The sequence below is a fragment of the Saccharibacillus sp. WB 17 genome (assembly GCF_008634075.2).
Lineage (GTDB): Bacteria > Bacillota > Bacilli > Paenibacillales > Paenibacillaceae > Saccharibacillus > Saccharibacillus brassicae.
Map to the genome: position 1 here is coordinate 124506 of NZ_VPFK02000010.1, position 25984 is coordinate 150489.

The 25984-nt window shown below is 61.4% G+C and carries 21 protein-coding genes; 15 read left to right on the forward strand and 6 right to left on the reverse strand.

Translation table 11 applies throughout. The annotated features are described in order from the left end of the window. Window positions 1–163: 163 nt before the first annotated feature. The 9 genes from FTE24_RS23555 (at window position 164) to FTE24_RS03345 (ending at window position 11049) form a co-directional block, all read left to right on the forward strand. Entirely contained in the window at window positions 164–487 is a 324-nt protein-coding gene (locus FTE24_RS23555) for an immunoglobulin-like domain-containing protein (protein WP_337190008.1), read from the forward strand. Further along, complete coding sequence (locus FTE24_RS03310) at window positions 456–2138, forward strand: hypothetical protein (protein ID WP_160441632.1); 1683 nt, start codon at window positions 456–458, stop codon at window positions 2136–2138. The genes FTE24_RS23555 and FTE24_RS03310 overlap by 32 nt, the downstream gene beginning before the upstream one ends. An 80-nt stretch (window positions 2139–2218) precedes the next feature. Next, window positions 2219–5083 (forward strand): S-layer homology domain-containing protein, encoded by a 2865-nt coding sequence (locus FTE24_RS03315; RefSeq protein WP_150234279.1) that lies wholly within the window; start codon window positions 2219–2221, stop codon window positions 5081–5083. A 3-nt stretch (window positions 5084–5086) separates the two neighbouring features. Further along, the gene (locus FTE24_RS03320; protein WP_150234277.1) at window positions 5087–5953 is read left to right on the forward strand and encodes a GNAT family N-acetyltransferase; all 867 of its coding nucleotides are present in this window, start codon (window positions 5087–5089) and stop codon (window positions 5951–5953) included. 134 nt (window positions 5954–6087) lie between these two features. Further along, a complete protein-coding gene (locus FTE24_RS03325) occupies window positions 6088–6783 on the forward strand; it encodes a response regulator transcription factor (RefSeq protein WP_150234275.1) in 696 nt (231 codons plus the stop codon). Beyond that, entirely contained in the window at window positions 6776–7924 is a 1149-nt protein-coding gene (locus FTE24_RS03330) for a sensor histidine kinase (protein ID WP_150234273.1), read from the forward strand. Before FTE24_RS03325 ends, FTE24_RS03330 begins: the two co-directional genes overlap by 8 nt. Before the next feature lie 84 nt (window positions 7925–8008). Continuing rightward, window positions 8009–8872, forward strand: a complete 864-nt coding sequence (locus FTE24_RS03335; protein WP_150234271.1) for a M15 family metallopeptidase — start codon at window positions 8009–8011, stop codon at window positions 8870–8872. Between the two features lie 49 nt (window positions 8873–8921). Continuing rightward, window positions 8922–9941 (forward strand): Gfo/Idh/MocA family protein, encoded by a 1020-nt coding sequence (locus tag FTE24_RS03340; protein WP_150234269.1) that lies wholly within the window; start codon window positions 8922–8924, stop codon window positions 9939–9941. A gap of 97 nt (window positions 9942–10038) precedes the next feature. Further along, window positions 10039–11049, forward strand: a complete 1011-nt coding sequence (locus FTE24_RS03345; RefSeq protein ID WP_150234267.1) for a glycoside hydrolase family 43 protein — start codon at window positions 10039–10041, stop codon at window positions 11047–11049. Between the two features lie 171 nt (window positions 11050–11220). On the opposite strand, the gene FTE24_RS03350 is transcribed toward FTE24_RS03345, so the two are convergent. Beyond that, window positions 11221–11436, reverse strand: coding sequence for a hypothetical protein (locus tag FTE24_RS03350; protein WP_150234265.1), 216 nt, complete (start codon window positions 11434–11436; stop codon window positions 11221–11223). A gap of 225 nt (window positions 11437–11661) precedes the next feature. Here FTE24_RS03350 and FTE24_RS03355 point away from each other — a divergent pair, with 225 nt between their 5' ends. Further along, a complete protein-coding gene (locus tag FTE24_RS03355) occupies window positions 11662–13161 on the forward strand; it encodes a malate:quinone oxidoreductase (RefSeq protein ID WP_150234263.1) in 1500 nt (499 codons plus the stop codon). Window positions 13162–13468: 307 nt separating this feature from the next. On the opposite strand, the gene FTE24_RS03360 is transcribed toward FTE24_RS03355, so the two are convergent. Beyond that, window positions 13469–14461 carry an alpha/beta hydrolase gene (locus tag FTE24_RS03360; RefSeq protein WP_150234261.1) on the reverse strand — a complete coding sequence of 331 codons (993 nt, stop codon included), beginning with the start codon at window positions 14459–14461 and terminating at the stop codon, window positions 13469–13471. A 228-nt stretch (window positions 14462–14689) separates the two neighbouring features. Between FTE24_RS03360 and FTE24_RS03365 the strand changes: the two genes are divergently transcribed. Further along, window positions 14690–17998 carry a glycosyl hydrolase 53 family protein gene (locus FTE24_RS03365; protein WP_150234259.1) on the forward strand — a complete coding sequence of 1103 codons (3309 nt, stop codon included), beginning with the start codon at window positions 14690–14692 and terminating at the stop codon, window positions 17996–17998. 359 nt (window positions 17999–18357) lie between these two features. On the opposite strand, the gene FTE24_RS03370 is transcribed toward FTE24_RS03365, so the two are convergent. Further along, window positions 18358–19215 carry a helix-turn-helix transcriptional regulator gene (locus FTE24_RS03370; RefSeq protein ID WP_150234257.1) on the reverse strand — a complete coding sequence of 286 codons (858 nt, stop codon included), beginning with the start codon at window positions 19213–19215 and terminating at the stop codon, window positions 18358–18360. Window positions 19216–19377: 162 nt separating this feature from the next. After that, on the reverse strand, window positions 19378–20061 hold the full coding sequence (locus FTE24_RS03375) for an S-layer homology domain-containing protein (protein ID WP_150234255.1): 684 nt from the start codon (window positions 20059–20061) through the stop codon (window positions 19378–19380). Between the two features lie 212 nt (window positions 20062–20273). Between FTE24_RS03375 and FTE24_RS03380 the strand changes: the two genes are divergently transcribed. Next, complete coding sequence (locus FTE24_RS03380) at window positions 20274–20948, forward strand: GDSL-type esterase/lipase family protein (RefSeq protein ID WP_150234254.1); 675 nt, start codon at window positions 20274–20276, stop codon at window positions 20946–20948. A gap of 55 nt (window positions 20949–21003) precedes the next feature. After that, entirely contained in the window at window positions 21004–21582 is a 579-nt protein-coding gene (locus FTE24_RS03385) for a Crp/Fnr family transcriptional regulator (protein WP_150234251.1), read from the forward strand. Here FTE24_RS03385 and FTE24_RS03390 read toward each other — a convergent pair. Beyond that, window positions 21557–22303 (reverse strand): DUF4386 domain-containing protein, encoded by a 747-nt coding sequence (locus FTE24_RS03390; RefSeq protein WP_150234249.1) that lies wholly within the window; start codon window positions 22301–22303, stop codon window positions 21557–21559. The two genes, FTE24_RS03385 and FTE24_RS03390, sit on opposite strands and share 26 nt — an antisense overlap. A 249-nt stretch (window positions 22304–22552) precedes the next feature. Here FTE24_RS03390 and FTE24_RS03395 point away from each other — a divergent pair, with 249 nt between their 5' ends. Continuing rightward, a complete protein-coding gene (locus FTE24_RS03395) occupies window positions 22553–23635 on the forward strand; it encodes a hypothetical protein (RefSeq protein WP_150234247.1) in 1083 nt (360 codons plus the stop codon). A gap of 90 nt (window positions 23636–23725) precedes the next feature. Continuing rightward, window positions 23726–24802, forward strand: a complete 1077-nt coding sequence (locus FTE24_RS03400) for a threonine aldolase family protein (protein ID WP_150234245.1) — start codon at window positions 23726–23728, stop codon at window positions 24800–24802. A 360-nt stretch (window positions 24803–25162) separates the two neighbouring features. On the opposite strand, the gene FTE24_RS03405 is transcribed toward FTE24_RS03400, so the two are convergent. After that, complete coding sequence (locus tag FTE24_RS03405) at window positions 25163–25825, reverse strand: GNAT family N-acetyltransferase (protein WP_150234242.1); 663 nt, start codon at window positions 25823–25825, stop codon at window positions 25163–25165. Between the last annotated feature and the right edge of the window lie 159 nt (window positions 25826–25984).

Below are 25984 nucleotides of genomic sequence, written 5' to 3' on the forward strand. Positions count from 1 at the left end.
AGTCACGACTTCGGGGACTCCGGTTAATCTGCCGGGTCAAGCGGCAGCGGCTCAACCTTCGGTTCCGACGCCAACGGCCGCGCCGCTGTCTACCCCTGCTCCCGCTCCTACGCCTACACCTTCCGATCCCGTAATCGTCACGCCGCCAGTCGATTCGAATCGACTGGCCGTCGAGCAGGATCGCGCAAGCTTGGCGATCGGGTTCCAGGCAGGCGACGACGCGGACTCCGTAACGAGTTCAGTTCAACTGTCTCGTATGGGCGAGCAGGGTTCCGCCATTTCCTGGATATCCGACAACGAAAGCCTTTTGTCTTCGAACGGGACGGTGACCCGCGCGGTGTACGGTTCCGGCGATTCGGTCGTCACACTGGCGGCGACGCTGATCAAAGGAAACGTGACGCAATCGCGCGACTTTACGTTGACGGTGAAAGCGGCGGAATTCCCGGTTANGGCTTGTGCTAGAGATTACGCCGGTAGGCAGCGATGACGGCCAAGCGCCCGAAAATGTCTCTGTCGCGTTTGCTTCGTCTATTCGAAATGCCGAGCAGGTGATCGACAATCGATTTGCCTCGCAGGACGAAATCAATCTGGCGGAAGTCGTGCTGGGGTCGGCGATTACCGACTTCGAGCAAGTGGTTGACGGCGTAAGCACGCAGCTGCTGCTGCAGAAGATTTACGACGCGCAGGCGCTGTTGTTCAATACCCCGGTAGGCGACAGAAATGGCAGCGTCCCGGAAGAAGCGAAGCAGGCGTTCCAGCTCTCCCTGACGAGTGCGCAGGGCGTGATAAGCGATTCGAATTCGGGCAAGCAGGCGATGATCGCGGCCCGAATCGCTTTGTCGCAGGCGATGGATACATTCAATGGGTCCAAGATCGTTGTCGACAAAAAGGCGCTGTCGGGCAGAATCGACGAAGCGGCATTCCTGCTGAGCGATCTGAAGGTCGGTATACGCCAGGGACAAGTCGCACCAGTTCCTTATCAGGAATTGGGCACAGCGCTCCAAGCAGCCCAAGCAACCTACAGCGACGAGACCGTTTCGCAGCAAACGATCAACAACCGTATCGCGGAATTGGGCGGGAAAATCCAGGCGCTGAAAGATTCGATCGCGCTGACCGATATTGAATTCCTGAGATTGAAAATCCGCGAAGCAGAGCTGATGGTGCAGTATGCGGTGATCGGCACCGAGCCGTGGAACGCAACAGTTCCGGGAGTGAATGCTTTGACTTATGCGAGGCTGGCTGCGATCGAAGTGAGCGATGAACCGGCTTCTACCGCGACGCAGATCACGGCCGCGATCGACTCGCTGACTCTGGCTTTGGCGGCATTCGAACAGTCCCGAGTGCCGGAGCTGACGATCTCGCTCGCGCCGAACGCAGAGTTCGTCTTGAACAATGTTACCAGTGAAAAAGTGCATATTTCCGATCTGGAAGGCAAAAACTACGATAAGACATACCAATACACCAAAAGAAACATTTTGGATCTGGTACGGGTAAAAAAAGGCGATCAGGAGCAGTTCCTTAAATACGATGCGCAGCTGGGAAATTTCAAAATATACGATGACTCCAATTTCCAAAAATATACCGGCCGCACATTGACGGTCACCAGCGTTTCTCCGGAGCTGCGGATCATCGCAGCGTCCAAAGGGGCTCAGATCTCGCAAATCAATCTGTCGGACAACACGAAGGCGGAAATCGAGATCAATCTGATCAAAGAAGGCCGCGAGATTTCCGACGTGAAACTTCCCGTTACGGTCGATCATGACAAACCGGTATGGACGAGTACCGTATACGATCCGAGTACGACGCAGTTTACGCTGACCAGCAGCGAACGCGTGTCCGCTCCGAACTCGAATTACGGACAGACCGGTGGCACCAAATCCGCAAGAATAGATTTCCAGTACTCACCAAAAGGAACCTTTGAAGATGGAGATATCGTGCGCACCAGCGCGATCCCCGTCATCAACGGCAATCAGCTTACGTTCTTGCTGAACCCTGAGTTGAAAAAACTGAACCGACCGGCGGGCAGTAAATTCCGCGTGATCCTGAACGATATCACCGACTACGCTTACAATGAAGCCGATATCCAGACGTTCGACTTTGATGCGGCTTCTTCCGGTTCAAACCCTTCGCAGCCTTAAACGGCGAGGCTTCAAGCTTGCCCACGTTTTGTCGATGTTAAAGTGTACGATATCCCAACCCACCTAGAGGAGACTTGTTAATGGAGATTAATTGGAAAGTATGGCTGGTCGCAAGTGCCGTTTTGACGGCAGCAGCAGGAGTGAATCACGCATCGGCCGCCACGCCGGCAGCCCCGGGTTCGGATACCGCGTTTACGGATCTTGCGGGGTTGTCGCCCGAGAAAGCGGAAGCGGTACGCGAAGCGGCCCGCCTCGGATTGATTACGGGCTTCCCGAACAACGAATACCGACCCGATCAGGTGCTGACGCGCCAAGAGTTCGCGATTCTGCTCGTCAAATCGTTGGATCTTCCTCTCCCTGCCTCGAATGTCTCTTCGTTCGGAGATATCAAATCTTCCAGTTGGGGAGCGCCTTATATCGAAGCGGCCCGCGCGGCGGGACTGATGACGGGCAGCGGCGCGAACTTCCGGCCGCAGGCTCCCGTATCGAACGAAGAGCTCGCTTCGGTCTTGGTGCGCGCGATCGAAGGACAGAACACCCGCGGCGGACTGGCGGTTGACGCCGGCAGCATCGGCCCGGTGAGCCGTTGGGCGCAAGGCTCGGTGGAGTCGGCCCTGCGGCTCGGCCTGTTCGACGCGCAGTTCGCCGGCGCCAACCTCAAAGGGAGCGTGACGCGTGCAGACATCGCGCCGCTTCTGGTCGACATTTTCCCGGCCAAAGAAGTGACCGCTACCGTTACTTCCGTGGACGGCGACACGATCATGATCAACAATCAACCGCTGCTCGTAACGGAATCGCTGAAGCAGCTTCTGCTGAACGGCGGTAACGCCCAGGCGCTTGAAGGTGCCGTGCTCAAGTTCAAATCGGCCCGCCACAGCGTCAGCGACATCAGCGAGCTGGAGATCGTCGCTTCCGGCACGAACTCGCAAAAATTGAAGCTGAACGCTTCGGGCCTGCCGTCTTCCGCGACGCTTGCGCTGTCGGGCGACCAGATCGCCGTGAACGGATCTTCGATCCCGAACGTCAAGCTGCAAAAAGCGGCGGCGCATATCGAACTGAACGCCAACGTAGGCAAGCTTCAAGTCGATAACGCCGGCGCCCTCGATTTGACGGGCACCGCGGCGTTCGAAGAAGTTCGAATCTCGAACCCGGCCGTCAAAGTCACGATCGGCTCGAACGTGCGGATCAATCAAATCGTCCTTCCGGTTAACGTCGCGCCGGGCTCGGTCATCGCGAACCTGGCGCAGGTCAGCACGCAGATCAAGCAGGCCGTATCGACGGCCGGCGTCAATCTGCCGCTGACGCCGCCGGTCGTCGCTCCGCCGGTCGCGCTGACGCCTGCCGTCTCGGACGCCGCGCCGACGCCTTCCGTTCCGGTCACGCCCCCGGTCACCCCTCCGGTCGATTCGAACAAGCTTGCGGTCGAACAGGATTCGGCCAACCTCGCGATCGGCTACCTGAACGGCGATACCGCGGACCGGGTGACGCAGTCGATCCTGCTGCCGCTTACGGGCGCGCAGGGTTCGATGGTCTCCTGGATGTCGAACAAAGAAGAGACGTTGTCTTCCAACGGAACGGTGACCCGCGCCGTGTACGGCTCCGGCGATACGCCGGTGACCTTGACGGCGACGCTGACCAAAGGCAGCGCCGTTACTTCCAAAAATTTCGACTTTATCGTCAAAGCGCAGGAATCCGCCGCCGTCAACAAACAGATTTTGTCCGCGAAATTGGATGAAGCGACGCTTCTGTTCAACAGCCTTAAAATCGGAACGGCTCAGGGACAGATCGCCGAATCCGAGTATCTGAACCTGGAAGCCGCGATCGCTTCGGCCTCTTCCGTCTACAACAAGGATTCCGCCGACCAGACAGAAGTCGACGCGGCCGTGTCGGAACTGGACCTGAAAGTTCAAGCCGCCCGGGATGCGATCGTTACGGCCGATTTCAGCGGCCTGATTGTCCAAATCGATAGCGGCTACTCGGCTCTGGGTACCGCAACCGTGGGCTATGTGCCGGGCAACATCAAGCCCGGCGCGGAGCTTGAACTGAATCTGGCGCTGCAAAAAGCGCAGGGGGTTCGCGGCACTTCCAACGCCAAACAGTCCGCAGTCGATGCGGCTGCCGCCGAATTGGCGCAGGCGATCGTGAAGTTCGGGCAGTCCATAACGCCGGAGCTCACGATTACGCTGCAGCCGGACGCGGACTTTATTCTCAATAATACCAAGCCGTCAGATCAAGTGAAAATAAACGCCAGCGCGCTGACAGAGGGGGAAACGAGTTACGAGTATGGCAAACGCAGCATTTTGAATTATATCAAAGTGACAAGCGGCAGCGAGAAAGAGATCATCAAGTACGATTCGGGTACCCAAACGTTCAGGATCTACGCCCAAACGCCGCAAGGTCAGAGAGACACCGGCAGATCGATTACGCTCTCGTCGACGTCTCCCGAACTGAACATAACCCGCGACGGCAGCGGAGCATTCGTCAAGCAGAACAACCTGCAGGACGACACGACGGCCGTGATCGAATTCAATCTGATGAACGGCAGCACCGAAATTTCGGACGTGAAAGTGCCGGTCAAGGTCGACCGTGTCGCGCCGACATGGACGGGCGGCACGTACGCAAACGGAAAATTGACCTTTACCAGCACCGAAAAGGTTGCGAGTTACACGGCCGAGGTTCCGTATCTGGCTTATTCCGCTTCCGGCTTTTCCGATAGCAGCGATACGGTAGTGCTTACCTATAGCAGCGACATAAAAAAAACCTATGCTTTTGGCAAAACCGTGGTGATCGAGTTGAGCGATGCGTGGGTAAGCAGCCATCCGGACATGAAGCCGGGCAGCAAGTTCCGCGCCGAGCTGCAAAACTTCAAAGACTATGGAGACAACGCGGCCGTCAATTCGACCGTCACCATAAACGCCGGTCCTCCGCTCCCGATCGCGCCTTAACCCATGAAGCTGCAGGCTTTTCAAGGCACTCTGCCGGAGAGCTGGACGAAGTTCGTGCTTCCCGAAGCGAAGGCGCTCGTGCCCGCGCTTGCGCATGACTGCCTGGCAGTCGGCGCGGCGGACGGGGAACGGCCGCTCGGTCTGGTCATCGTCCGCCGCGCCGCCGGAGACGAGACGGCGCACGTCGTCTCGCTTGTGGTGGCGGAAGAGGTCCGGCGCAGCGGGATCGGCCGGCATCTGCTGGCGGGGCTCGGCAATCTGCTGGCGGCGAACGGAATCCGTTTTCTGGCTGTGGAGTACATGGCCGGCGACAACGATCCGGGCGATGTCGGCTCGTTCCTGCAAGCGGCCGGATTTGCTCCGCCGATACTTGGCGTGGCGGTCTGGAACGGACCGCTGAACATTTTCAGCGATCTGCCGTGGATCCGGCGCATGCCGCTGCCGAGCCGGTTGTCCGTCGAACCGTGGTCGGCGTTGACGCCGGAGCAGCATGCCGCCGTTCGCTCCGGCGAAGGCGATTGGTATCCGGCGATCCTGTCGCCGCTGATCGATACCGAAGAGGTGGACCGCGAACGCAGTCTGCTGCTTCGGGACGGTCAGCGGGTCGTCGGCTGGATGATCGTGGAGCCGTTCGACGAGCGCACGCTCACGTTTACCTCGATGTTCGTGCATGAGACGTACCGCCGCAAAGGACGCGGCATCGCCCTGATGGCGGAAGCGTTCCGGCGTTTTCTGACGGACGAACGGTATACCGAAGGCATTTTCTGCGTCGAAGGCGACAATGCCGACATGCGGGCCTTCATGCAAAAGCATTTGTCCCATCCGTCCATGCAGGAAAACGGCATGTGGCGCACGTTCAAAAGTCTGTAACATGAAGCGAAAGATCCGGTTTGCCCCTCGGGGCGGACCGGGTTTTTTGACGTGCGACCGCCTCATTGGCGCTTTTTTCTTTTCCGCGTAAAATAGAAACCAAACAGGTCTGCATACAAGGAGGGGGTCGCACGATGAAAAGCGCCACGATTCTGATCGCCGACGACGAGCGGGAGATTGCCGACCTCGTCGCGCTGCATTTGCAAAAAGAAGGATATCGCACGCTTACGGCGGCGGACGGCCGCGAAGCGGTGCGGTTCGTGCAATCGCAGCCGGTCGACCTGATCATTTTGGATATTATGATGCCGGAGCTGGACGGATACGAAGTGACGCGGCAGATTCGGGGCGAGCAGCACCGGATGCCGATCATTTTTCTCAGCGCGAAGACGTCGGATCTGGACAAAATCACGGGACTTGTGATCGGCGCGGACGATTACATGACCAAGCCGTTCAACCCGATGGAACTGGTCGCCCGGGTCAATGCGCAGATGCGCCGGTCCACTCAGCTAAACGTGCCGGAGAAGCGCAGCGCCGTGCTCGAAGCGGGCGGCCTGACGATCGATCCCGAGCAGCGCGAAGTGACCGTGTACGGCCGGGTGGTCGAACTCACGCCGAAGGAATTCGATATTCTCCACCTGCTCGCCGGACATCCGAAAAAAGTGTTCAGCGCGGAAAATATTTTCAGGCACGTGTGGGAAGACGATTACTATGAGAGCGGCAACACCGTGATGGTCCATATCCGCACGCTGCGCCGCAAGCTCGGAGAGGACGACGACAAAAACAAATGGATCAAAACGGTCTGGGGCGTCGGGTACGCGTTCAATGGCTAGAGTGGCGAGCAGCTTCCGCTTCCGCATGATTCTGCTGCTCGGCTTGAGCATGCTGCTGTCCGGCGGCGTCACGTACGCGATCTACAAAGGGCTGCAGGTGTACTACGTGGAGAACGCCAAATTCGGCGATCCGCTCAGCCGGTTCCGCACGTTCATCCGGGATTTCGGCGATTTGAACTTTTTCCTGATCTTTTTCGTGCCGCTGGCCATTTTGTTCTTCTTCTGGCTGACCAAGCCGTACTCCCGCTATTTTCGCGAGATTTCGACCGGTATCCACCGGCTGGCCAACGGCGATTTCGAAGGGCGCGTGGAGATTCGGTCGAGCGACGAGTTCGGCAGCATCGCGGCGGACATGAACGCGGCGGGCGAAAAGTTGAAGAAAGCGGTGGAACGCGGCGACTTCGCCGAGAGCAGCAAAGACCAGCTCGTACTGAACCTGGCCCACGATCTGCGCACCCCGCTGACGTCCGTGCTCGGGTATCTGGATTTCATTTTGCGCAACGAAGAACTGACGCCGGAGCAGATCAAGCACTACACCACGATCGCTTTTACCAAATCCCGGCGGCTGGAAAAGTTGATCGACGAGCTGTTCGAGATCACGCGCATGAATTACGGCATGCTGACGCTCGACACGCGGGAGCTGGATCTCGGGGAACTGCTGGTGCAGATGAACGAAGAACTGTATCCGGTATTCGAGCAGAACGGGCTGACGGCGCGGCTCGGGATCGATCCCGGCGTACGCATCCAGGGCGACGGGGAAATGCTCGCGCGGGTGTTCGAGAATCTGCTCATCAACGGCGCACGCTACGGCCGGGACGGCCGCTACCTCGATATCGACTGCCGGATCGAAGGCGGCGACGCCGTCGTGCGCGTGACCAATTACGGCGATTCGATCCCCGAAAGCGATCTGCCGCATCTGTTCGAGATGTTCTACACCGGCGACCGGGCGCGCGTGCAGGATCAGCAGGGCGGAGGCACGGGCCTGGGACTGTTTATCGCGAAAAATATCGTGGAACGCCATCAAGGGGTCATCGTCGCGAGCAGCGATGTCGTGCGGACGTCGTTCGAGGTGCGGCTGCCAAGGGCAGACAGCGGCGTGCCGGCAGAAGCTTCCGCCCTGCGCGAGTCGAAACCGATTTAAGAGAAACTTAAACTTTGCCGCCTTTTTTCTTAAGCTGTCTCTTCTATGCTAAAAGCAGAAAAGAAACAGAGGGAGGACACAGGCATGAAAAGGCGCGGGTTTCTGGTCTTGGTCATCGCCCTGCTGCTTGCGGCTGCGATCGTCAAAGGCATGCAGCGGGGGGACGACGGGTACGGCGCGGCGGAAGGACTGATTCAGGAGATCGCGCTGCGAAGCAGCGGGGAGAAGCTGCTGGCGAGCGAGGAGCAGCTGTACGAAGGCGATCTGCTGCTCGTGAACGGCGAATATCCGATGCATCCGGAGAGCGAAGCGCCGGACGTGGTCGAGCTAAGCGGCCGTCCGGAACTGACGGGCGGAGCCGTGCTGCTCGATAACGATATCCGCTTGTCGCGCGGGGTGGCGCTGAAGTTCGCCGTCATGGCGGAAGCGGCGGCGCAGGAAGGCGTGAACCGCTTCATGATCAGCAGCGGCTACCGCGACCGGGCGGAGCAGAGCCGGCTGTACAAGGAAAAAGGGGCGGATTACGCGCTGCCGGCCGGCTATAGCGAGCATAATATGGGGCTTGCGCTCGATATCGGCTCGACGCGCGGCCGGATGGCCGACGCCGAAGAAGGCAAATGGCTGGAGCAGAACGCGGCCCGGTACGGCTTCGTGCTGCGCTATCCGGCGGACAAGACCGACGTGACCGGCATTTCGTTCGAACCGTGGCATTTTCGGTACGTCGGTCTGCCGCACAGCCTGATCATGAAGCGGAGCAATCTGGCGCTGGAAGAATACGTGGAGCTGCTGCGGGACAAAAAAGCGGTCTCGACTACGGTGGACGGCCGTTCGTACGAGATTCGATACTACGATTCCGGCGAGATTCCGCAGCTGCGCGTGCCCGAAGGGCGCGAATACGCGCTGTCGGGCGACAACAAAGGCGGCCTGATCCTGACGCTCTATCCATAGAGCGCGATCAGGGAAGAGCCGCGAACGAACAAGGAGGATTCATAAGCGCATGGCAAAAATCAGACTGGCCGTGATCGGCCTCGGCAATATGGGCTGCAATATGGTTCACCGCCTCGTTCCGCAGTATGCGGAGCAGGTACAATTAATCGCGCTGTGCGACAGCAGCGCGGACAGCCTGCGGCGCGAGAGCGAAGCGGCGGGCGGCGGCCTGAACCTGCATACGGATTACCGCGAACTGTTTGAGCAGAACGAACCGGATCTGGTCTATATCGCGGTGCCGCCGTCCATGCATGACGAAGTGGCTCGGGAGGCTTTTGCGCGGGGCATTCACGTCTTCTGCGAAAAGCCGCTCGCGAACAGTCTCGAAGAAGCGAAACAGATGCTGGAACTCGCGCGGCAGGCGGACGGCCTGCTGAACGTGGTCCATTTCTCGTTCCCACTGGAGGCGGCGGTGCTGGAATTCCGGCGGCGCCTGGAACGCGGCGATGCCGGGGAGATCCGGCGGATCGACCTGTACCTGGAATTTCCGCAGTGGCCGCGCGCGTGGCAGCAGAACGACTGGATCGCGACGCGGCGCGAAGGCGGCTACCTGCTCGAAGTGGGCATCCACTGGATCCAGATGATCCAGCAGGCGTTCGGCCCGATCGTCGCCGTGCGCAGCGACGTGGAGTTCCCGGCGGACCCGGGGCTGAGCGAGAGCGTGACCCGTGCCGTGCTGCGGCTGCAGAGCGGCGCGGAGATTCATCTGTCCGGCACGGACCGCCGACACGGCGAAGAGCGCGTATCGCTCGTCGTGCAGGGTTCCGGCGGCACCGTGGCGCTGGAGAACTGGGGCAGCCTGTACGCCGGCGCGGCCGGCGAGGAGCCGCAGCCCGTCGAAGTGCCGGAAGAAGACGGCGAACTGCCGATCTTCAAGCAGGTGCTGCGCCTGCTGCGCGGCGAACCGGGCACCGCGTACGATTTCCGCGACGGCTACAACGCGCAGGTCGTGCTCGAAGCGCTGCGCGATCCGGCGCCGGGCGGCGGATTCGTCGATCTGACGGAGCGGTTGATCGGCCCGGATGCTTAAGCCGGGCAGCCCGGCAGACTGAACGGGCTTGCGTTCCGGGAACAGGCGCCGTTATAGTGGAATCAGCATGTAACCGTATTCAAAAGGAGCTGATTCCATGTCCGTCCCGCCTGCCTACAATGAAGCTTCCGATATCCGGCATCCGCGAACAGGCCATCGCCTGTCCGATATGCCTGTCCATGATCCGTTCGTGCTCGCCGATTTCCGCAGCGGAACCTACTATCTGTACAGCGGAGCGTCGCCGACGCTGAACGGCGTGGATCGCCACGGGGTGTTGGTGTACAAAAGCACGGATCTGGACGAATGGGAAGGGCCGTACGCCGTATTCGCCGTTCCGGACAGCGTCTGGGCCCATCCGCAGCACGGCGCCTGGGCGCCGGAAGTACATGAATACGGCGGCAAGTATTATCTGTTCGTGACGCTGCACAACGAGGAACGCCCGCTTGAAGGCGAGCCGGTGCAGGGCTACGCCAAGCATTGGCGGGGTACGGCGACCGCGGTGAGCGATACGCCCGAAGGGCCGTTCGAGCTGCTGAAGCCGGACTCGCCGGTAGTACCGTTCGAGCGGATGACGCTCGACGGCACGCTGTACGTCGACGAAGCCGGCGCGCCGTGGATGGTCTACTGCCACGAATGGATTCAGACGTTGGACGGCACGATCGAAGCGGCGCGGCTGACGGAAGATCTGTCGTCCGCCGCCGGCGAGCCGATCTTGCTGCTGCGGGCTTCGTCCGCGCCGTGGCTTGGCTCGGCGCCCGCGGCGGATACCGCGCGTGCCCCGGAGGCCTCCGCCGGCGAAGCCGCCGTCTACGTGACCGACGGCTGCCAGCTCTACCGGACGTCGAACGGCAGCCTCGTCATGCTCTGGTCGAGCTACGAGCAGGGCAGATACGTGCAGACGATCGCGCGCTCGACGAGCGGCCGCCTCGAAGGCCCGTGGGAGCAGCTTGATCCGCTCGTCAGAGGCGACAGCGGACACGGCATGCTGTTCCGCGCGTTCGACGGCCGCTTGCTGCTGATCCTGCATCGTCCGTTCAGCATGCCGGAATCGCGCGGCTATCTTTACGAGATGGAAGATACGGGAGACACCTTCCGGGTCGTGGGCTGAGCGCAGCGGTGCGCATCTATCGTCCGCCGCGTTCGATCCGCGGCAGACGGCAGCGGCCGCCCAAGCCCATACGCAAAACCGGACGCGGCACGGCGGGAGATCCGCTGCGCTGCGTCCGGTTTTCTTTTTTTATAAAGTTTCTTTTCCATCAAAATCGATCCTTGCGTCCGATTATTTGCCGCGGCGCGTGCCCGGCTTGACGTTGGCGGGCTCGGTGCCCGGCGGCCGACGTTCCACCCGCAGCCACAAAATGCCGCTGACGAGCGCGTATACGCCCACGAACAGGACGAAGATGCCGGCGACGAGATTGTCCAGCATCAGGATGCCGGTGACGAACATGATCGCGGCGAGCACGAAACGAATCAGGGAACGCTTGTATTTCATCAAAATCGATCATTCTCCTTTGAATTTAAACGGTATCGTCTAGCTACGCGAAAAAGCGCAAAGGGTTTCAACAAAGCACGCGAAAGCACGCGCGAAACGAAAAGGAAATAGGAATTGCATGGATTTTGGTTTATAGTAAAAGTAGACACGATATAGACATAGAAGGGTCGATAGTTCCGGAGTGGAGCCTTACTTTTTGCAAATATACGGGATAAGGCAGGTTTTGTTATGAGCAGCGTACTCAAAAAAACAGACGTGATCTTAATCGGGGCCGGAGTCATGAGCGCGACGCTCGGAACCTTGCTGAAAGAACTGGCGCCGGAATGGGAAATCAAAACATTCGAGAAGCTGGCAAGCGCCGGAGAAGAAAGTTCCAACGAGTGGAATAACGCGGGTACGGGCCATGCGGCCCTGTGCGAACTCAATTATACGACGGAAAAAGCGGACGGTTCGATCGATATCAGCAAGGCCGTCAATATCAACGAGCAGTTTCAGCTGTCGCGGCAATTCTGGGCGGACCTCGTCCGGCGCGGCCTGATCTCGAATCCGGACCAATTCATCCGCCCGATTCCGCACATGAGCTGGGTGACCGGCGAGAAAGACGTCGATTTCCTCAATAAGCGATTTAAAGCGCTATCACAAAATCCGCTGTTCCAGGGCATGGAATATTCGGAAGACAAAAGCCGGCTCAAAGAGTGGATTCCGCTCATGATGCAGGGCCGCGACGAGAAAGAGCCGGTAGCGGCGACCAAGATCGACTCCGGTACGGACGTTAATTTCGGCGCGCTGACGCGGCTGCTGTTCGATCACCTCAAGACGAAGGGCGTCGAGGTGAATTACCGTCACAGCATCAAGGATATCAAGCGCGCGCCGGACGGCGGCTGGATCGTCAAAGTGCAGAACCTGGACAACAATAGGGTCGAGCGGCATCATGCCAAGTTCGTCTTTATCGGGGCGGGCGGAGGCAGTCTGCCTTTGCTGCAAAAAACGGGCATTCCGGAATCGCGGCATATCGGCGGTTTCCCGGTCAGCGGCCTGTTCATGGTGTGCAAAAAACCGGAAGTCGCCGAGAAGCATCATGCGAAAGTGTACGGCAAAGCCAAGCTGGGCGCACCGCCGATGTCGGTTCCCCATCTGGATACGCGCTACATCGACGGCAAAAAAGCGCTGCTGTTCGGTCCGTTCGCGGGCTTTACGCCCAAGTTCCTGAAGACCGGCTCGAACATGGACCTGATCGGTTCGGTCAAGCCGAGCAATCTGTTCACGATGCTCGCGGCCGGCGCCAAGGAAATGGGCCTGACCAAGTACCTCGTCCAGCAGGTCATGCTCTCGAACGCCCAGCGGATCAGCGAACTGCGCGAGTTTATTCCGGACGTGAAGGACGAAGATTGGGAAGTCGTCACGGCCGGCCAGCGCGTGCAGGTCATCAAGGACACGCCTCAGGGCAAAGGCACGCTGCAGTTCGGCACAGAAGTGGTCAGCGCCGCCGACGGTTCCGTCGCCGCGCTGCTCGGCGCTTCGCCGGGCGCTTCGACCGCGGTGCACGTCATGCTTGAGCTGATGCAGCGCTGCTTCCCGCAGCAGATGCCGCAGTGGGAGCCGAAGATCAAAGAGATGATCCCGTCTTACGGCAAGCGCCTGTCGGACCACCCGGAGCTGTTCCAGGAGTTGTTCGATACGACGGCGGACGCGCTGAAGCTTGAGAAGATCGCGGCGGTCCGGCGCTAGGCGAGCGTATACCGGGCTTCTGGACCGATCTGTCCGGACCCGCCTCTCTGGCCCGGCCGAGAAGTCGGCCAGCACGATGTGGGCCGCAGCGCCAAGCGGATAAAGCCTTCGATCCCTATGGGGATCGGAGGCTTTTTGTCGTGCGGTCGGGGCGGCTTCAGGCGGCAGGGCGAGCAGAGGCAGACGGAGCAGAGGCACGCCCGGCGAATCGGACCTTTTAACGGAAAAAGGTTCGTCTGGCAGGAAAAGCGGCTTTTTGCCGCCTAAGCGCAAGCGTGCTTTTCTCCGCTTTGCCGCCGCCGCTCGCTTAGTCCGCGCGCGTCTCCTCCGGCTGCGCCGCGAAATACCGATCCGCGGCTTCCCCGAATGCCTGCATCAGGAAAGCCGTCGCCCGGCGGCTGACGTCCGCTCGGGGGCATATCATGTCGAACGCATGATAACAGCCGGCGTACCGCTCGAACCGTACCGGCACGCCGGCGGCGCGCAGGTTCTCGACGTAGGCGACCGTCTCGTCGCGGAACGGCTCCAGCTCGCCGACGAACGTGACGGCCGGAGGCAGGCCGCAGTAGTCGGTCGCCCGGGCCGCGGCGGCATAGGGCGGAACGTCTTCGCGGCCGTGCAGCTCGCCCAGATACAACTGCCAGGCCCATCCGTTGGAATTGGAATCCCAGATCGGGGCGTTGTTGCCCTGCGCAGATTCGCCCTGCATCCGATCGTCGATCATCGGGTAGAGCGGCATCTGGAACGCCAGCTTCACTTCGTTCAGATCGCGGGCGTACAGCGCCAGCGCCGCGCTCAATCCGCCGCCGGCGCTTTCTCCGCCGACCATGAGCTGGTCGGTACGGATGCCAAGTTCCGCGGCGTGCTCTTTCATCCAGAGCAGCGCGTCGTAGCTGTCATGCAGCGCCGCCGGATAAGGCGCTTCGACCGACAGCCGGTAATCCGGCGCGACGATCACGCAGTCCCGCGTGCCGATCAGGTTCTTGTACATGTCGGCGTTCAGTTCGGGCAGGCCGAGCGAATAGCCGCCGCCGTGCAGCCACAAGATGCCGGGCACCTGCGAGACTTCGCGTCGCGGACGGTAGATGCGGACGCGAATCTGCCGGCCGCCGCGCGCCGGAATCCACCTTTCGTCGCAGCGAAGCCCGTCGATATTTTTGCCTTTGCGTCCTTGCAGCGCTTTGCCGGCGCTTTTGGCCGAAGCGATATACTTCGCTTCGGTCGATTTTTGCGTGAGAGTTTTCATGAAGAGACCTTTGAGCCGCAGCTGCCGATCGATCATGCGAAGCGTGACTTTCATGGACGAAGCCTCCTGTTCGTTACGGATTCGATACGTGCTTCGGCTTTATTTTAAACGGATTCGAACGCTCGCTTCAAATTTCGGACCGCCCGCCTGGCGAACGATGACAATCCCTTTCCGAAACACACGAAATGTTGCAATAATCCCGTATCTCTGGCGTTCGGCGATTGTTATATTGAGCACAGTCAAAATGTAACCGCTTCATAAGAAGAGAGGGGATCGATCGCAATGAACAGAAAAAGACGGGTATGGCCGCTCATGCTGGCGTTGGTCACGCTGCTCGGTACGCTGCCGACGGCAGCCGGACAGGCTTCGGCCGAGCCTGCCGCTTCGGCGGCCGCACCGCAGATCGTGAACGGAGGATTCGAGACCGACTTCTGGGCCGATCGTTCGTGGAACGTCGCGACAGACGATTGGGATCAGGCGGAAGTGAGCCGTTTTGGGTACGCGGCCGATTCGTGGATCACGAAAAGCGAAGGCGGGCACGCGCTCAAATATTGGATCAAAGACGCCGCCGTCTCGACGCGAAGCGTCACGGTCAGCCAAAGCGTGTACGATCTGCCGGCGGGCCGGTACGAGCTGACCGCGCAGTCGATGGGCGGCGCGGGCACCGAAGCGGGTCAGGTGCGACTGTTCGCCGGCACGGAAGCAGGCACCGAACAAGTCACGACCGGCTATAACGGCTGGAACAAGCGGTCGCTGGAATTCACGTTGGGCGAACCGGTGTCCGAACTGCGGCTGGGCGTCTACGTCTCCGGGCAGGCCAAAGCGTGGGGTTATCTGGACGACCTGCGGCTGACGCGGATCGGCGCGGATACGGTTCAGCCGGTGCAGGCGGATATTTTCGTGCAAAAGGTCGAAGGGCTCGGCAGCGGCTTCATCAAAGGGGTCGACGTCTCCAGCGTAACGGCGCTTGAGCGCAGCGGCGTCGTGTTCCGCGATGCGGCGGGAACGCCGACGGACCTGTTCGCGACGCTGCACCAATCGGGCGTCAATTACGTGCGGGTGCGCGTCTGGAACGATCCGTATACGGCGGACGGGCAAGGCTACGGCGGCGGAGACAACGATCTCGCCACGGCGATCGACATCGGCCGCAGAGCGACCGCAAACGGCATGAAAGTGCTGGTCGATTTCCACTATTCGGACTTCTGGGCCGATCCGGCCAAGCAGCAGACGCCGAAAGCCTGGGCCGGCTACACGCCGGAGCAAAAAGGCGAAGCGATCTACGCTTATACGAAAAATAGCCTGCAGCAGATGCGCGCCGCGGGCGTCGACGTCGGCATGGTGCAGATCGGCAACGAGACGAACGGCTTTTTTGTCGGGGAAAAAGAGTGGAAGGCGATCGCCGGGATGTTCGCCCAGGGCAGCCGCGCGGTGCGCGAGACCGATCCGTCGATCCTTGTCGCCCTGCATTTTACCAATCCGGAATCGTCGGGCCGCTACACGAATTACGCGGCCGAATTGGCGAAGCATAACGTCGATTACGACGTGTTCGCCAGCTCCTATTATCCGTTCTGGCACGGGTCGCTGGGCAATCTGACCGCCGTACTCAAGCAGGTCGCGGATACGTACGGCAAAAAAGTAATGGTGGCCGAGACGTCGTACGCCTACACGGCGGAAGACGGCGACGGCCACGGCAATACGGCGCCAAAAGAATCGGGGCAGACGCTCGATTATCCGATCAGCGTGCAGGGACAGGCGACGTCGGTACGCGGCGTGATCGATGCGGTCGCGCAGGTCGGCGAAGCGGGCATCGGCGTGTTCTATTGGGAACCGGCCTGGCTGCCGGTCGGACCGGCCGCCGATCTCGCGGGCAACAAAGCGCTGTGGGAGCGGTACGGTTCCGGCTGGGCGTCCAGCTACGCGGCCGAATACGATCCGCACGACGCCGGCGTCTGGTACGGAGGCAGCGCGGTCGACAATCAGGCGCTGTTCGATTTTGCCGGGCGGCCGCTGCCTTCGCTGAACGTGTTCAAGTACGTCGACACGGGAGCCGTCGCTCCGCTCAAAGTCGATGTGGTGCGTCCGGTCGGCTTGTCGGTCAATGCCGGCGAACCGGTCACGCTGCCGGCGACGGTCGAAGCGGTCTACAACGACGGCAGCGTCCGTCCGCTGCCTGCCGCATGGGACGAAGCCGCCCTGAATGCGGCTACGCAACAAGGACCGGGCCGCTACGTCATCGGCGGCACGGCGGAAGGGGGACATCCGGTGTCGGCTGTGCTTGAGATCAAGCTTGCGAACCTGCTGTCGAACGGAAGCTTCGAGCAGGCGGACCGCAGCATGTGGCATATCGCGTACGGCGAAGGCCGTATTCCGCATACGGCTTATCCGAACAAAGAATCCGACGCCAAATCGGGCCGGTATTCGCTGCACTTCTATTCGTCCGAAGGCACGGACTTCCGGGTCGAGCAGACGGTCAGCGGGCTTGCGCCGGGCTACTACGACCTGTCCATGTCGATCCAGGGCGGAGACTTTACGCAGGGCGACCTGAAGCTGCTGGCTTCGAGCGGGGGGAACACACGCGAAGCGTCCGCCGCGGTCAATGGCTGGCAGCAGTGGAACGAGCCGAAGATCTCCGGCATCCGCGTCGAAGACGGCCGCATCACGGTCGGAGCTTCCGTCTATGCGAATGCCGGCGCGTGGGGCACGCTGGACGATTTCTACCTGACGTTCGCACGCGAACTGGAGACGCCGACGCCTTCGCCGGACGTCGGTGCGCCGACCGATCCGGCGCCTTCGGTGCCGGAAGCGCCGCAGCCGGCCGTACCGGCGAATCCGACGCCGACCTTGCCGCCTTCGCCGGTCGTCACGCCGGTTCCGGCGCAGCCGGCGGTGCCCGGCAATGAGCCCGGCGTACCTGCGCAGCCGGGCAGGGAGCCGTCGGCGGCTGCGCAGCCGTACATGCAGGGCTATCCGGACGGCACGTTCCGTCCGGCCAAAGCGGTCTCGCGGGCGGAACTTGCCGCGATGCTGCTGCGGGTGAGCGGCGGCCCGGCAGCCGCGTCGAGCGCGAATGCGGGGGCATCCGCATTCGGAGGCGCGACCGGCGCTGCGGGCGCGCCGTTTGCGGCAGCGAGTGCCGGCGTCGGCTACGCCGACGTGGCGGCCGACAGTTGGGCCGCGGAAGCGGTTCGGGCCGTGACGGAGTCCGGCTGGATGCGCGGCACCGGCGCAGACGCTTTCGGCCCGAACCGGCCCGTGACCCGGGCCGAGATGGCCGCCGTACTGGCGCGCTGGAAGGCGCTGCCTGCGGCGGGCGGCGCCGGGCTTGAATCGGCGGAATTCTCCGATACCGCCGGGCACTGGGCCGCGGGCGATCTGGCCCGCGCGCGGCAGGCCGGCTATCTGCGCGGCCTGCCGGACGGCCGCTTCGAGCCGGACCGGGCCCTGAGCCGCGCCGAAGCCGCGGCCGTGTTCAACCGGGTCCTGGGCCGGACCCTGCCGGCTGCGCCGGACGCTTCGCGCTGGCCGGACGTGCCGGCGGGACACTGGGCACTCGCGGATATCGAAGCCGCCGCCGGGGGTTCTTTCCGCTAGAAGAGGGGTTCTTGATGCTCGAAAATGCGCACCCTGTATGCTTATTTGCATACAGGGTGCGCATTTTTTTCGACCAATACGGGCGTGAAGATCCGGAAGATTAGAGCCTTTGCGAGAAGCAGTCCTAATTAACGACAGGCGGACACTTATTATGGACAACAAGCGAACGGGATCGCAAATAGCTGCACAGATCCACTTATTTTGCAGGAAAAGGGGGGTTAAGTGACGATTAAGGGGAAATAACTGCTCTCACGCAGCTATTTGAAAGAAGACGGCCAAAGGGATAAATGTTGAGTTCGAGATTTTCGTAAACGGGTAACTGGGTCTTTCTTACCGCTCTCTTTTAGCTCAACCCGCCCTCACCCTTCCCGCTCGCCCGCCGCCTCTTCGGCCAGCAGCCGAGTCAGGCGTTCTTCCGTCCCGCTGCCGGCTTGAGGCACGAGAATCGTCCAGATCAGCGCCGGGTTATGGTCGACGCAGCCGGCGGAGCGGATATCGAAGTGCATCTCCGTGCCGTTCGGCAGGCGGAGCTCGGCGGCGAAGGCGTGGTTCTGCTTGATCTCGTACAGGTCCCAGCAGCGGCGGAAGTGTTCGCTTTCGCGGTTCAGTTGCTCGAATCGCTCCATGTAGACCGGGCTGTGCTTGGCACGCTCGAACAGGGTGCGCAGCCACGCGGCGGTGTAGCGCCCGAACTCTTCCCAGTTGACGAGCCGCTGCCGGTAATCCGCGTCGAGAAACGCCAGCTGCATCATATGCCGGTCCCGCTCGGGCATGCGGCCGAAGTCCGCGAGCGTCAGCTCGGCGGCCCGGTTCCAGGCCAGCACGTTCGTGTCGTCGTCGGTGATGAAGCTGGGGTAGCGCATCTGCCCGGCGAGCGTCCGCAGCAGCGGCAGGTCGATCGGAGCCGCGGAGAGCGGCTCGTCCGCAAGATCGGTCTCCGCGAGCGACAGCATATAGCTGCGCTCGGAATCGCCGAGCTGCAGCGCCCGGCCGATGCCGAGCAGGATATCGGGCGACGGATTCAGGTCTTTGCCCTGCTCCAGCCACGTGTAATACGTGACGCTCATATTGGCCAGATAGGCGACTTCTTCCCGGCGCAGACCGGGTGTGCGCCGCCGGCCCGGCAGCGGGTCGATGCCGCAGTCTTCCGGCTTCAGCCGCTGCCGCCGGGAGCGGATAAATTCGCCGAGCGCGGCGGACGAACGGTAAGTTTTCATGATCGGGGTTCCGCCTTTCTCCGTAATGGGGATCGTCGACTTCATTGTAGAACATATGAACGGAACGCACAAAAAACAGCCCGGGCAAGGGTGGGGGGATCGCCCGGGCTGTTTTTGCGTCATGCGTATTGGTCATACGGGAAAGTCGCTGCCAAGCGTCTCTTATTCTTCGATCGGCAGAATAGTCGCGGGCAGCTTCAGCCCGTTGAAATAATCGACCGCGTTGTAGAGCAGAACGGCCGCTTCGGCGCGCGTGATCTCCGCCTGCGGATCGAACTTTTGGTCCGCATCCAGCTCCGCGATCTCAAGCGCGATAGCGAGCTGCGTGGAGCCGAGCTTGTCGGTGTCGAATAGATCCTGATCGGCGATCTCCGGAACGAGGATGTTGATCATCGGCAGATTGCCGGCCGTCTTGAGCGCGTCCATCAGGTAGTCCACGTAGTCTTCGCGCGTCATTTTGGCAGACGGATCGACCGCGCCCGGAATGCTCACGCCGCTGTGGGCGGCATCGAGGAAAGCCTGGGCGTACCACGCGTCGTTCTTGACGGCGGGGAACAGGTCGTGAGCGGTCTTGGACGGATCGGCATCCGGCGTCTCAAGCGCCGACAGGCCGAGGCCGTTCGAGATGAACTGCAGCGCCTGGGCCTGCGTCAACGCCGCGCCCGGAGCGAAAGACTGCGCGCCGACACCTTTGACGATACCTTTTTGCTGGAGCGCTTCGATCTTTTGCTGTCCGGCCACGCTGCCCAGATCTTTGAACGCCGGAGCTGCCGCAAGCAGCGAGCCGCCGAGCGAAGCGGTCAGCAGGGAGACGGACATGAGAGATGCCGCGAATTTCTTTTTCATCGATATAACCTCCTAAGGAACTGTTCGGATACGGGAATCGTCGGATTCCGCTTCTTGCCTACCCAGACGAAGCGTTTTCGGAAAAGGTTGCGGCGGACATGGCGATTTGCCCTTTTTTTCGCTAAGATAAATGGACAAGAAGAGGTCCGAGCGGACCTTTCCCGGATCGGTGTGCGCGATTCGGACTTTCCCTATTGAAGGAGGAATGAAGCATGACCGCCAATCCCGACCGTCATCTTGACGAACCCGAACTGCCGCCCGACAAACGAGCCAAAGTGCAAGCGTACCGTATCCTCAACGGCTATGCCGCCCGGGGACAAACGGTGTTTGCCGGCTCGTCCCTGATGGAATTTTTCCCGATCCATGAGCTGCAGCAGGCGTTCGGGCCATCGTTTGCCTGCTGCAATCGCGGCGTGGCCGGCTTCGTGACGCGCGAGCTGCTGGCTGCCCTGGACGAATGCGTGCTGGACCTTGCGCCGTCGCGGCTGTTGATCAACATCGGCACCAATGACATCGGCGAACCGGATTACGAGCTGCCGGGGCTGATCGCCCGCTACGAAGAGATTTTGCGGCGGGTGCGGGAGCGTCTGCCGGACTGCCGGATCGTGGCGCTGGCGTATTATCCGGTCAACGCGGACGACGTTTTTGACGGCGTGGACCGGGCGGCCGCAGCGGATCTGTTCTCGCGCCGCAGCAACCGGGCGATCCGCGAAGCGAACGAAGCGGTCGCCGCCCTGTCGCGCCGGCTCGGCATCGAGCATCTCGACCTGAACGACGGGCTTGCGGACGACGCCGGCAATCTGCGGGCCGAGTATACGATGGACGGCATCCACATGTACGCGAACGGCTACAAAGTCGTATGGGACAATCTGCGGCCCTATCTATGAACGCATCCACACCGTATAGAGGTCACAGAATCGTAGGCGAAGGGAGCGGAAAGCGATGCAGCCTATTCTCGACCGGTACCTGACCCGGCTCACTTCGCTCGGGGAGCGGGAACGCCAAGACATTCTGGACGAGCTGAATATCCGCAAATATGCCCGGGGCACGCTGCTGCTGGAGCAGGGCGAAGTGTCGGGCAAATGCTATTTCGTGCTGCAGGGCTGCCTCCGGCAGTACGCGATCGACGAGCATGGCCGGGAGCATACGTCCAATTTCTATACGGAAGAACAGGCTGTCGCCGGCTTCAGCCGCTATGCGCCGGCCGAAGGGTCGGACTGCTTCGTGGCGTGCGTGGAAGATTGCGTCGTGGTCGTCGGAGACTTTGCGGAAGAGCAGGCGATGTTCGGCCGGCACGGACAGCTGGAATCGATGGCCCGGCGCATGATGGAAGAGCATCTGGGCAAAGTCCAGCGGGAATTCGCCGCGTTTGCCGCTTCTTCGCCGGAAGAACGCTACCGCGACATGCTGCGCAGCCGCCCGGACCTGCCGGGCCGCGTACCGCAGCATCAGCTGGCCAGCTATTTGGGCATGACGCCCGAGTCGCTGAGCCGGATCAAGAAACGGCTTCAGGACGCGTAACCGTCCGGGGAGCCTGTTCTTTGCCGCCGCGTGCCAGCAGCCAGAGGGCGAGCCCCAGTTCGCCTGCCGCCATCGGAACGGCAAGGATCGCTTCGAGCAGTCCGAGCGCTTCGGTTCCTTCGGGCAGCAGGATGCGCAGCGAATGGACGACGATGTAGCCGAACGACGCGAGGAGCAGCAGGAAGCCGATCCAGCGCGGCATCGACGCGGCGCGCAGCGCCAGCAGGCCGAGCGTCAGCAGATGCAGGCCGAACACGACCAGGCCGATCGACCAGATCAGGTCGAAAGCGTCCAGCGCCAGCTTGACGAGGGCGGCGTTCGAGCCGGCAGCACCCGGTAGCGGGCCGGCTTGGCCGGCCAGCAGCAGAGCGGCGACGAGAGCCGCGATCGCGGTGCCGAGCAGCGCGGTGTAGGTCAGGCGGAGCCAGGCGCCGAGCAGCGACCCGCCGCGGTGGACCGGTTTGAAGAACACATACAGCGCCCAGGCGGCCGCCGCGTCGCAGATCAGAATGAGCAGCCAGCCGAATATTTCCGCCCTGAACCAACCCGATGCGGAGCGCAGATTGGCCGCGGTGGCGGCAGCGTCGTCCGGCACGACAAGCATGCCGTGAATCCAGCCGTAGCCGAGCCCGGCGATTGCGGCCATCAGCAGCAGCGATACGCCCGCCGTCAATGCCGCGCCCCGCTGCGTCGTGGTGTGGGGATGAGTCGTGTTTTGCATGGATTTCTCTCCTTTTGGGTGCTTGGTCTTGTCTTCATTGTAGAGGGCGGACGCAGGAAAAGCCTTGACTTAAGTCAAGGCTTTTCCTGCGTGGGGATAGGTTTGGGAATCGCTATGCACGCTGCGTGCGAAGACGGCTGCCGCAATCCCGCCTTGAGGCCGCAACCTGTTTCAAAAGCCGCGATCCGGTCCTTCTATTTACAGAGAACGCCCGCTGTCGGGAAGCCGAAGCGCGAAAGGAGAATGTGTATGCTGATCACCCTTTTCGGGATCGGACTGCTGCTGGCCTGCGTATTGGCCTGGACGGTCCGCATGCCCGAAATTCCGACCGCGTCCGCCGCAAGCGTGATGGCGTGCGCCATTTTCACGCAGGGGGTCGTGGTCCATTTTGCCGGGAAAGGCTCGATCGGAGCGCAGATTGCCGCCGGGCTGACGCTGCTGCTCTGGCTGGGCCTGCTGGCCGCTTATCTGGGCAGCGTGCGCGACCGCAGCTTCCGGAGCCGCCACTGGGACGAGCCGGTCGGGCGCTTCGCGATCGGCACGTGGGTCGCGGGCACGTCGTCGGCGCTGACGGCGGCCCACGTCAACTTCCCCGAGCTGCATCCGGTGCTCGTGCCGCTCGGCATCCTGAACGCCGGCCTGCTGATCTTCTACCTGTTCGCCGCTTCGCTGGCGGCGGGCGAGATCGCCGGGCAGTGGCGGAACCTGAAGCTGCACGGCGTTATTTTGCTGACGGCCGTCGCGATCCAGTCGGTCTCGCTCATGCTGCACGAGCTGTTCGGGGCCACAGAGTATATGGTCTACCGGGTGCTCGTGCTGCTCGGTATCCTGTTCTATCTGGCCGCGGCGGCGCTGCTCGTGCTGCGCTATGCGCGCAAAGACTGGACGCTGGCCGACGATTGGCCGGAGACGAACTGCATCCTGTACGGAGCCGTCGCCATTACGGGCGCCGCGGCGCTGAAATCGTCCGTCTTCCCGGACGGCGTGCTGTTGGGCATCTGGATCTTCGCCCTGCTGCTTCTGCTGCTCGTGGAAAGCGCGGAGATCGTGCGCGGCGTGCTGCGCGTCCGCCAATACGGCTGGGCCGAAGGGATCGGCGTGTATGCTCCGGCGCAGTGGTCCAGACTGTTTACGCTCGGGATGTTCTACTTCTTCACGCAGCAGGGCGGACGCTTGTTCCCGGAAAATGCACAGCATGGACTCAGTGTCCTTCGTGAGTGGATACTGGTTGGCGGGGTATGGATGCTGTCGGTTCTATTTTTCGCGGAGGTAGTGCTCTGGGTATGCAGGTTGGTGATCGATTCGTCCGCACCAGGCAAACAAGTTCGATAAAATTTAACGCATAAATATACAAATTTCTCGCCGGAGAGAGTATGATGGAGGCATCGGCTTATATCCATACAGAAAACGGAGAGATGACCCATGACCCGATTTGAGAGCGATTATACCCAAGGCGCCCACCCGCGCATCCTGCAGCGACTGCTTGAGACCAATATGGACCAGACGAGCGGCTACGGCACCGACGAATACTGCGACCGCGCCCGCGCGCTGATCCGCCGGGAGTGCCGGTCGGAGCAGGCGGACGTCCATTTCCTCGTCGGCGGCACGCAGACGAACACGACCGTGATCGCCGCGCTGCTGCGCCCGTATCAGGGCGTGCTGTCCGCGGACACGGGGCATATCGCGGGGCACGAGACCGGCGCGATCGAATCGACCGGGCACAAAGTGTTGACGCTGCCGCATCAAGACGGCAAGATTACCGCGCAGCAGGTGCGTCAAGCCTGCCTCGACCACTGGACCGACGACGCGCGCCAGCATACGGTGCAGCCGGGCATGGTCTATATTTCGCAGTCGACGGAGAACGGAACCGTCTACAGCCTTGCGGAACTCGAAGCGCTCAGCCAGGTCTGCCGCGAATACGGCCTGCCGCTGTTCGTCGACGGCGCGCGGCTCGGTTACGCGCTGGCCGCCGAAGGCAGCAACGTGACGCTGGCCGACCTGGCGCGGCTCACCGACGTGTTCTACATCGGCGGCACCAAGCTCGGCGCGCTGATGGGCGAAGCCGTCGTGATCTCGAACGAAGCGCTCAAGCGCGATTTTCGCTATCTGATCAAGCAGCGCGGCGGCCTGCTGGCCAAAGGGCGGCTGCTCGGCATCCAGTTCGAGACGCTGTTCGAAGACGGGCTGTATTTCGACATTTCGCGCAATGCGGTCAATCTTGCGGTCAAGCTGAGAGACGCGCTGGGCGGCATGGGCTTCGGGTTCCTGCACGCTTCGCCGACCAACCAACAGTTCCCGATTCTGCCGGATGCGCTGCTGAACGGACTGCGGAAGCAGCATACGTTTTCGACCTGGGCCAAAGTCGACGCCGGACACACCGCCGTGCGCTTCTGCACGAGCTGGGGCACGACGGAAGCGGAGATCGACGAGCTGATCGGGGATGTGCGGGCACTGGCTTTTCCGGAAGGGCTTGAGGTGCGGCAGTTGGAAAACGCGTAATTCGCCGGGCTTCAAGCCTCTGCCTAGAAAAAAAGAAGGCGGCTTTGTTACAAAGCGGCCTTCTTTTTGTTGGGTTTTTGGGGAGGCGGAATCGGCGAAAAAAAGGCGCGGCGACGAGTACAACGAATCGTCAGCACGCTAAAACGACATTTTGACCGCCGCAGCAAATCCAACGAATCGTCCTATCGTTATGCCGCCGATTTTAGCGTCAAACCGGCTTTTTTGGCCCTATAGCGTTCTGACGATTCGTTAGTTTTGGAAAACCCGCGAAAACAGCCGAATAGCGTGATCAGGATTCGTTCGGGTGCCGGGGACCGAGGCATTGGAATGCCGCCCCGCCCATCGCTCCGCCCAACCGCCCTACTCGTACTTTTTCGCCATCAGGCCGAGCAGCCGCTGGCGCACGGACGGCCATTCCGTATCGAGGATGCTGTAGAAAATATTGTCGTGGACGAGGCCGCCGGGTTCGATGCGGTGGCGGCGGAAGACGCCTTCGCGGACAGCACCGATCCGCTCGACGGCCTGCTGCGAACGCAGGTTGAGGCTGCTGACGGAGAGCTGGATGCGGATCGTGTCCATGCGTTCGAAGCCGTATCGCAGCAGCAAATATTTGCATTCCGTGTTGACGCCGGTGCGCCAGTAGTCCGGAGACAGGAACGTCCAGCCGATCTCGGCGTTGCGGTGGAAAGCGTCGATGTCGCCGATGCTCGTCGTGCCGAGGACGGCGCCGGTCCGGCGATCTTCGATGACGAACGGGAGACGGCTCCGATCGGCGCGCCGGGCGAGCATGTCGTCGAAGCTTCGTTCGAGTTCGGCGCCGGAAGGAACGTTCAGCCAGGTGTCTTGCCAGATTTCGGGCCTTTGCAGCACCCGGTACAGACCTTCGCGGTGGTGTTCTTCGATCGGGATCAGAGAGACGAGGGAGCCTTGCAAAATGCCGGGTTCCGCCGGTTCGCGCTGCGCGTCGCCGGGCAGGATGCGGTCCGTGAGGAAGTCGGGGCCTTGATCAAGGTTGATGGGCATGGGGTCCTCCTGTTTGGGTGTGGGATGGGGGGCGATCTTTTTTTCCAGTATAAAAAAGAACACGCCGGCCCGGAATGAATTCGGAAGCGGAATGTATGCACGATTCCACACGAAAAGCCGCGATCCCCGAATCTCGCATGAAAACGCCTCCAATTATCC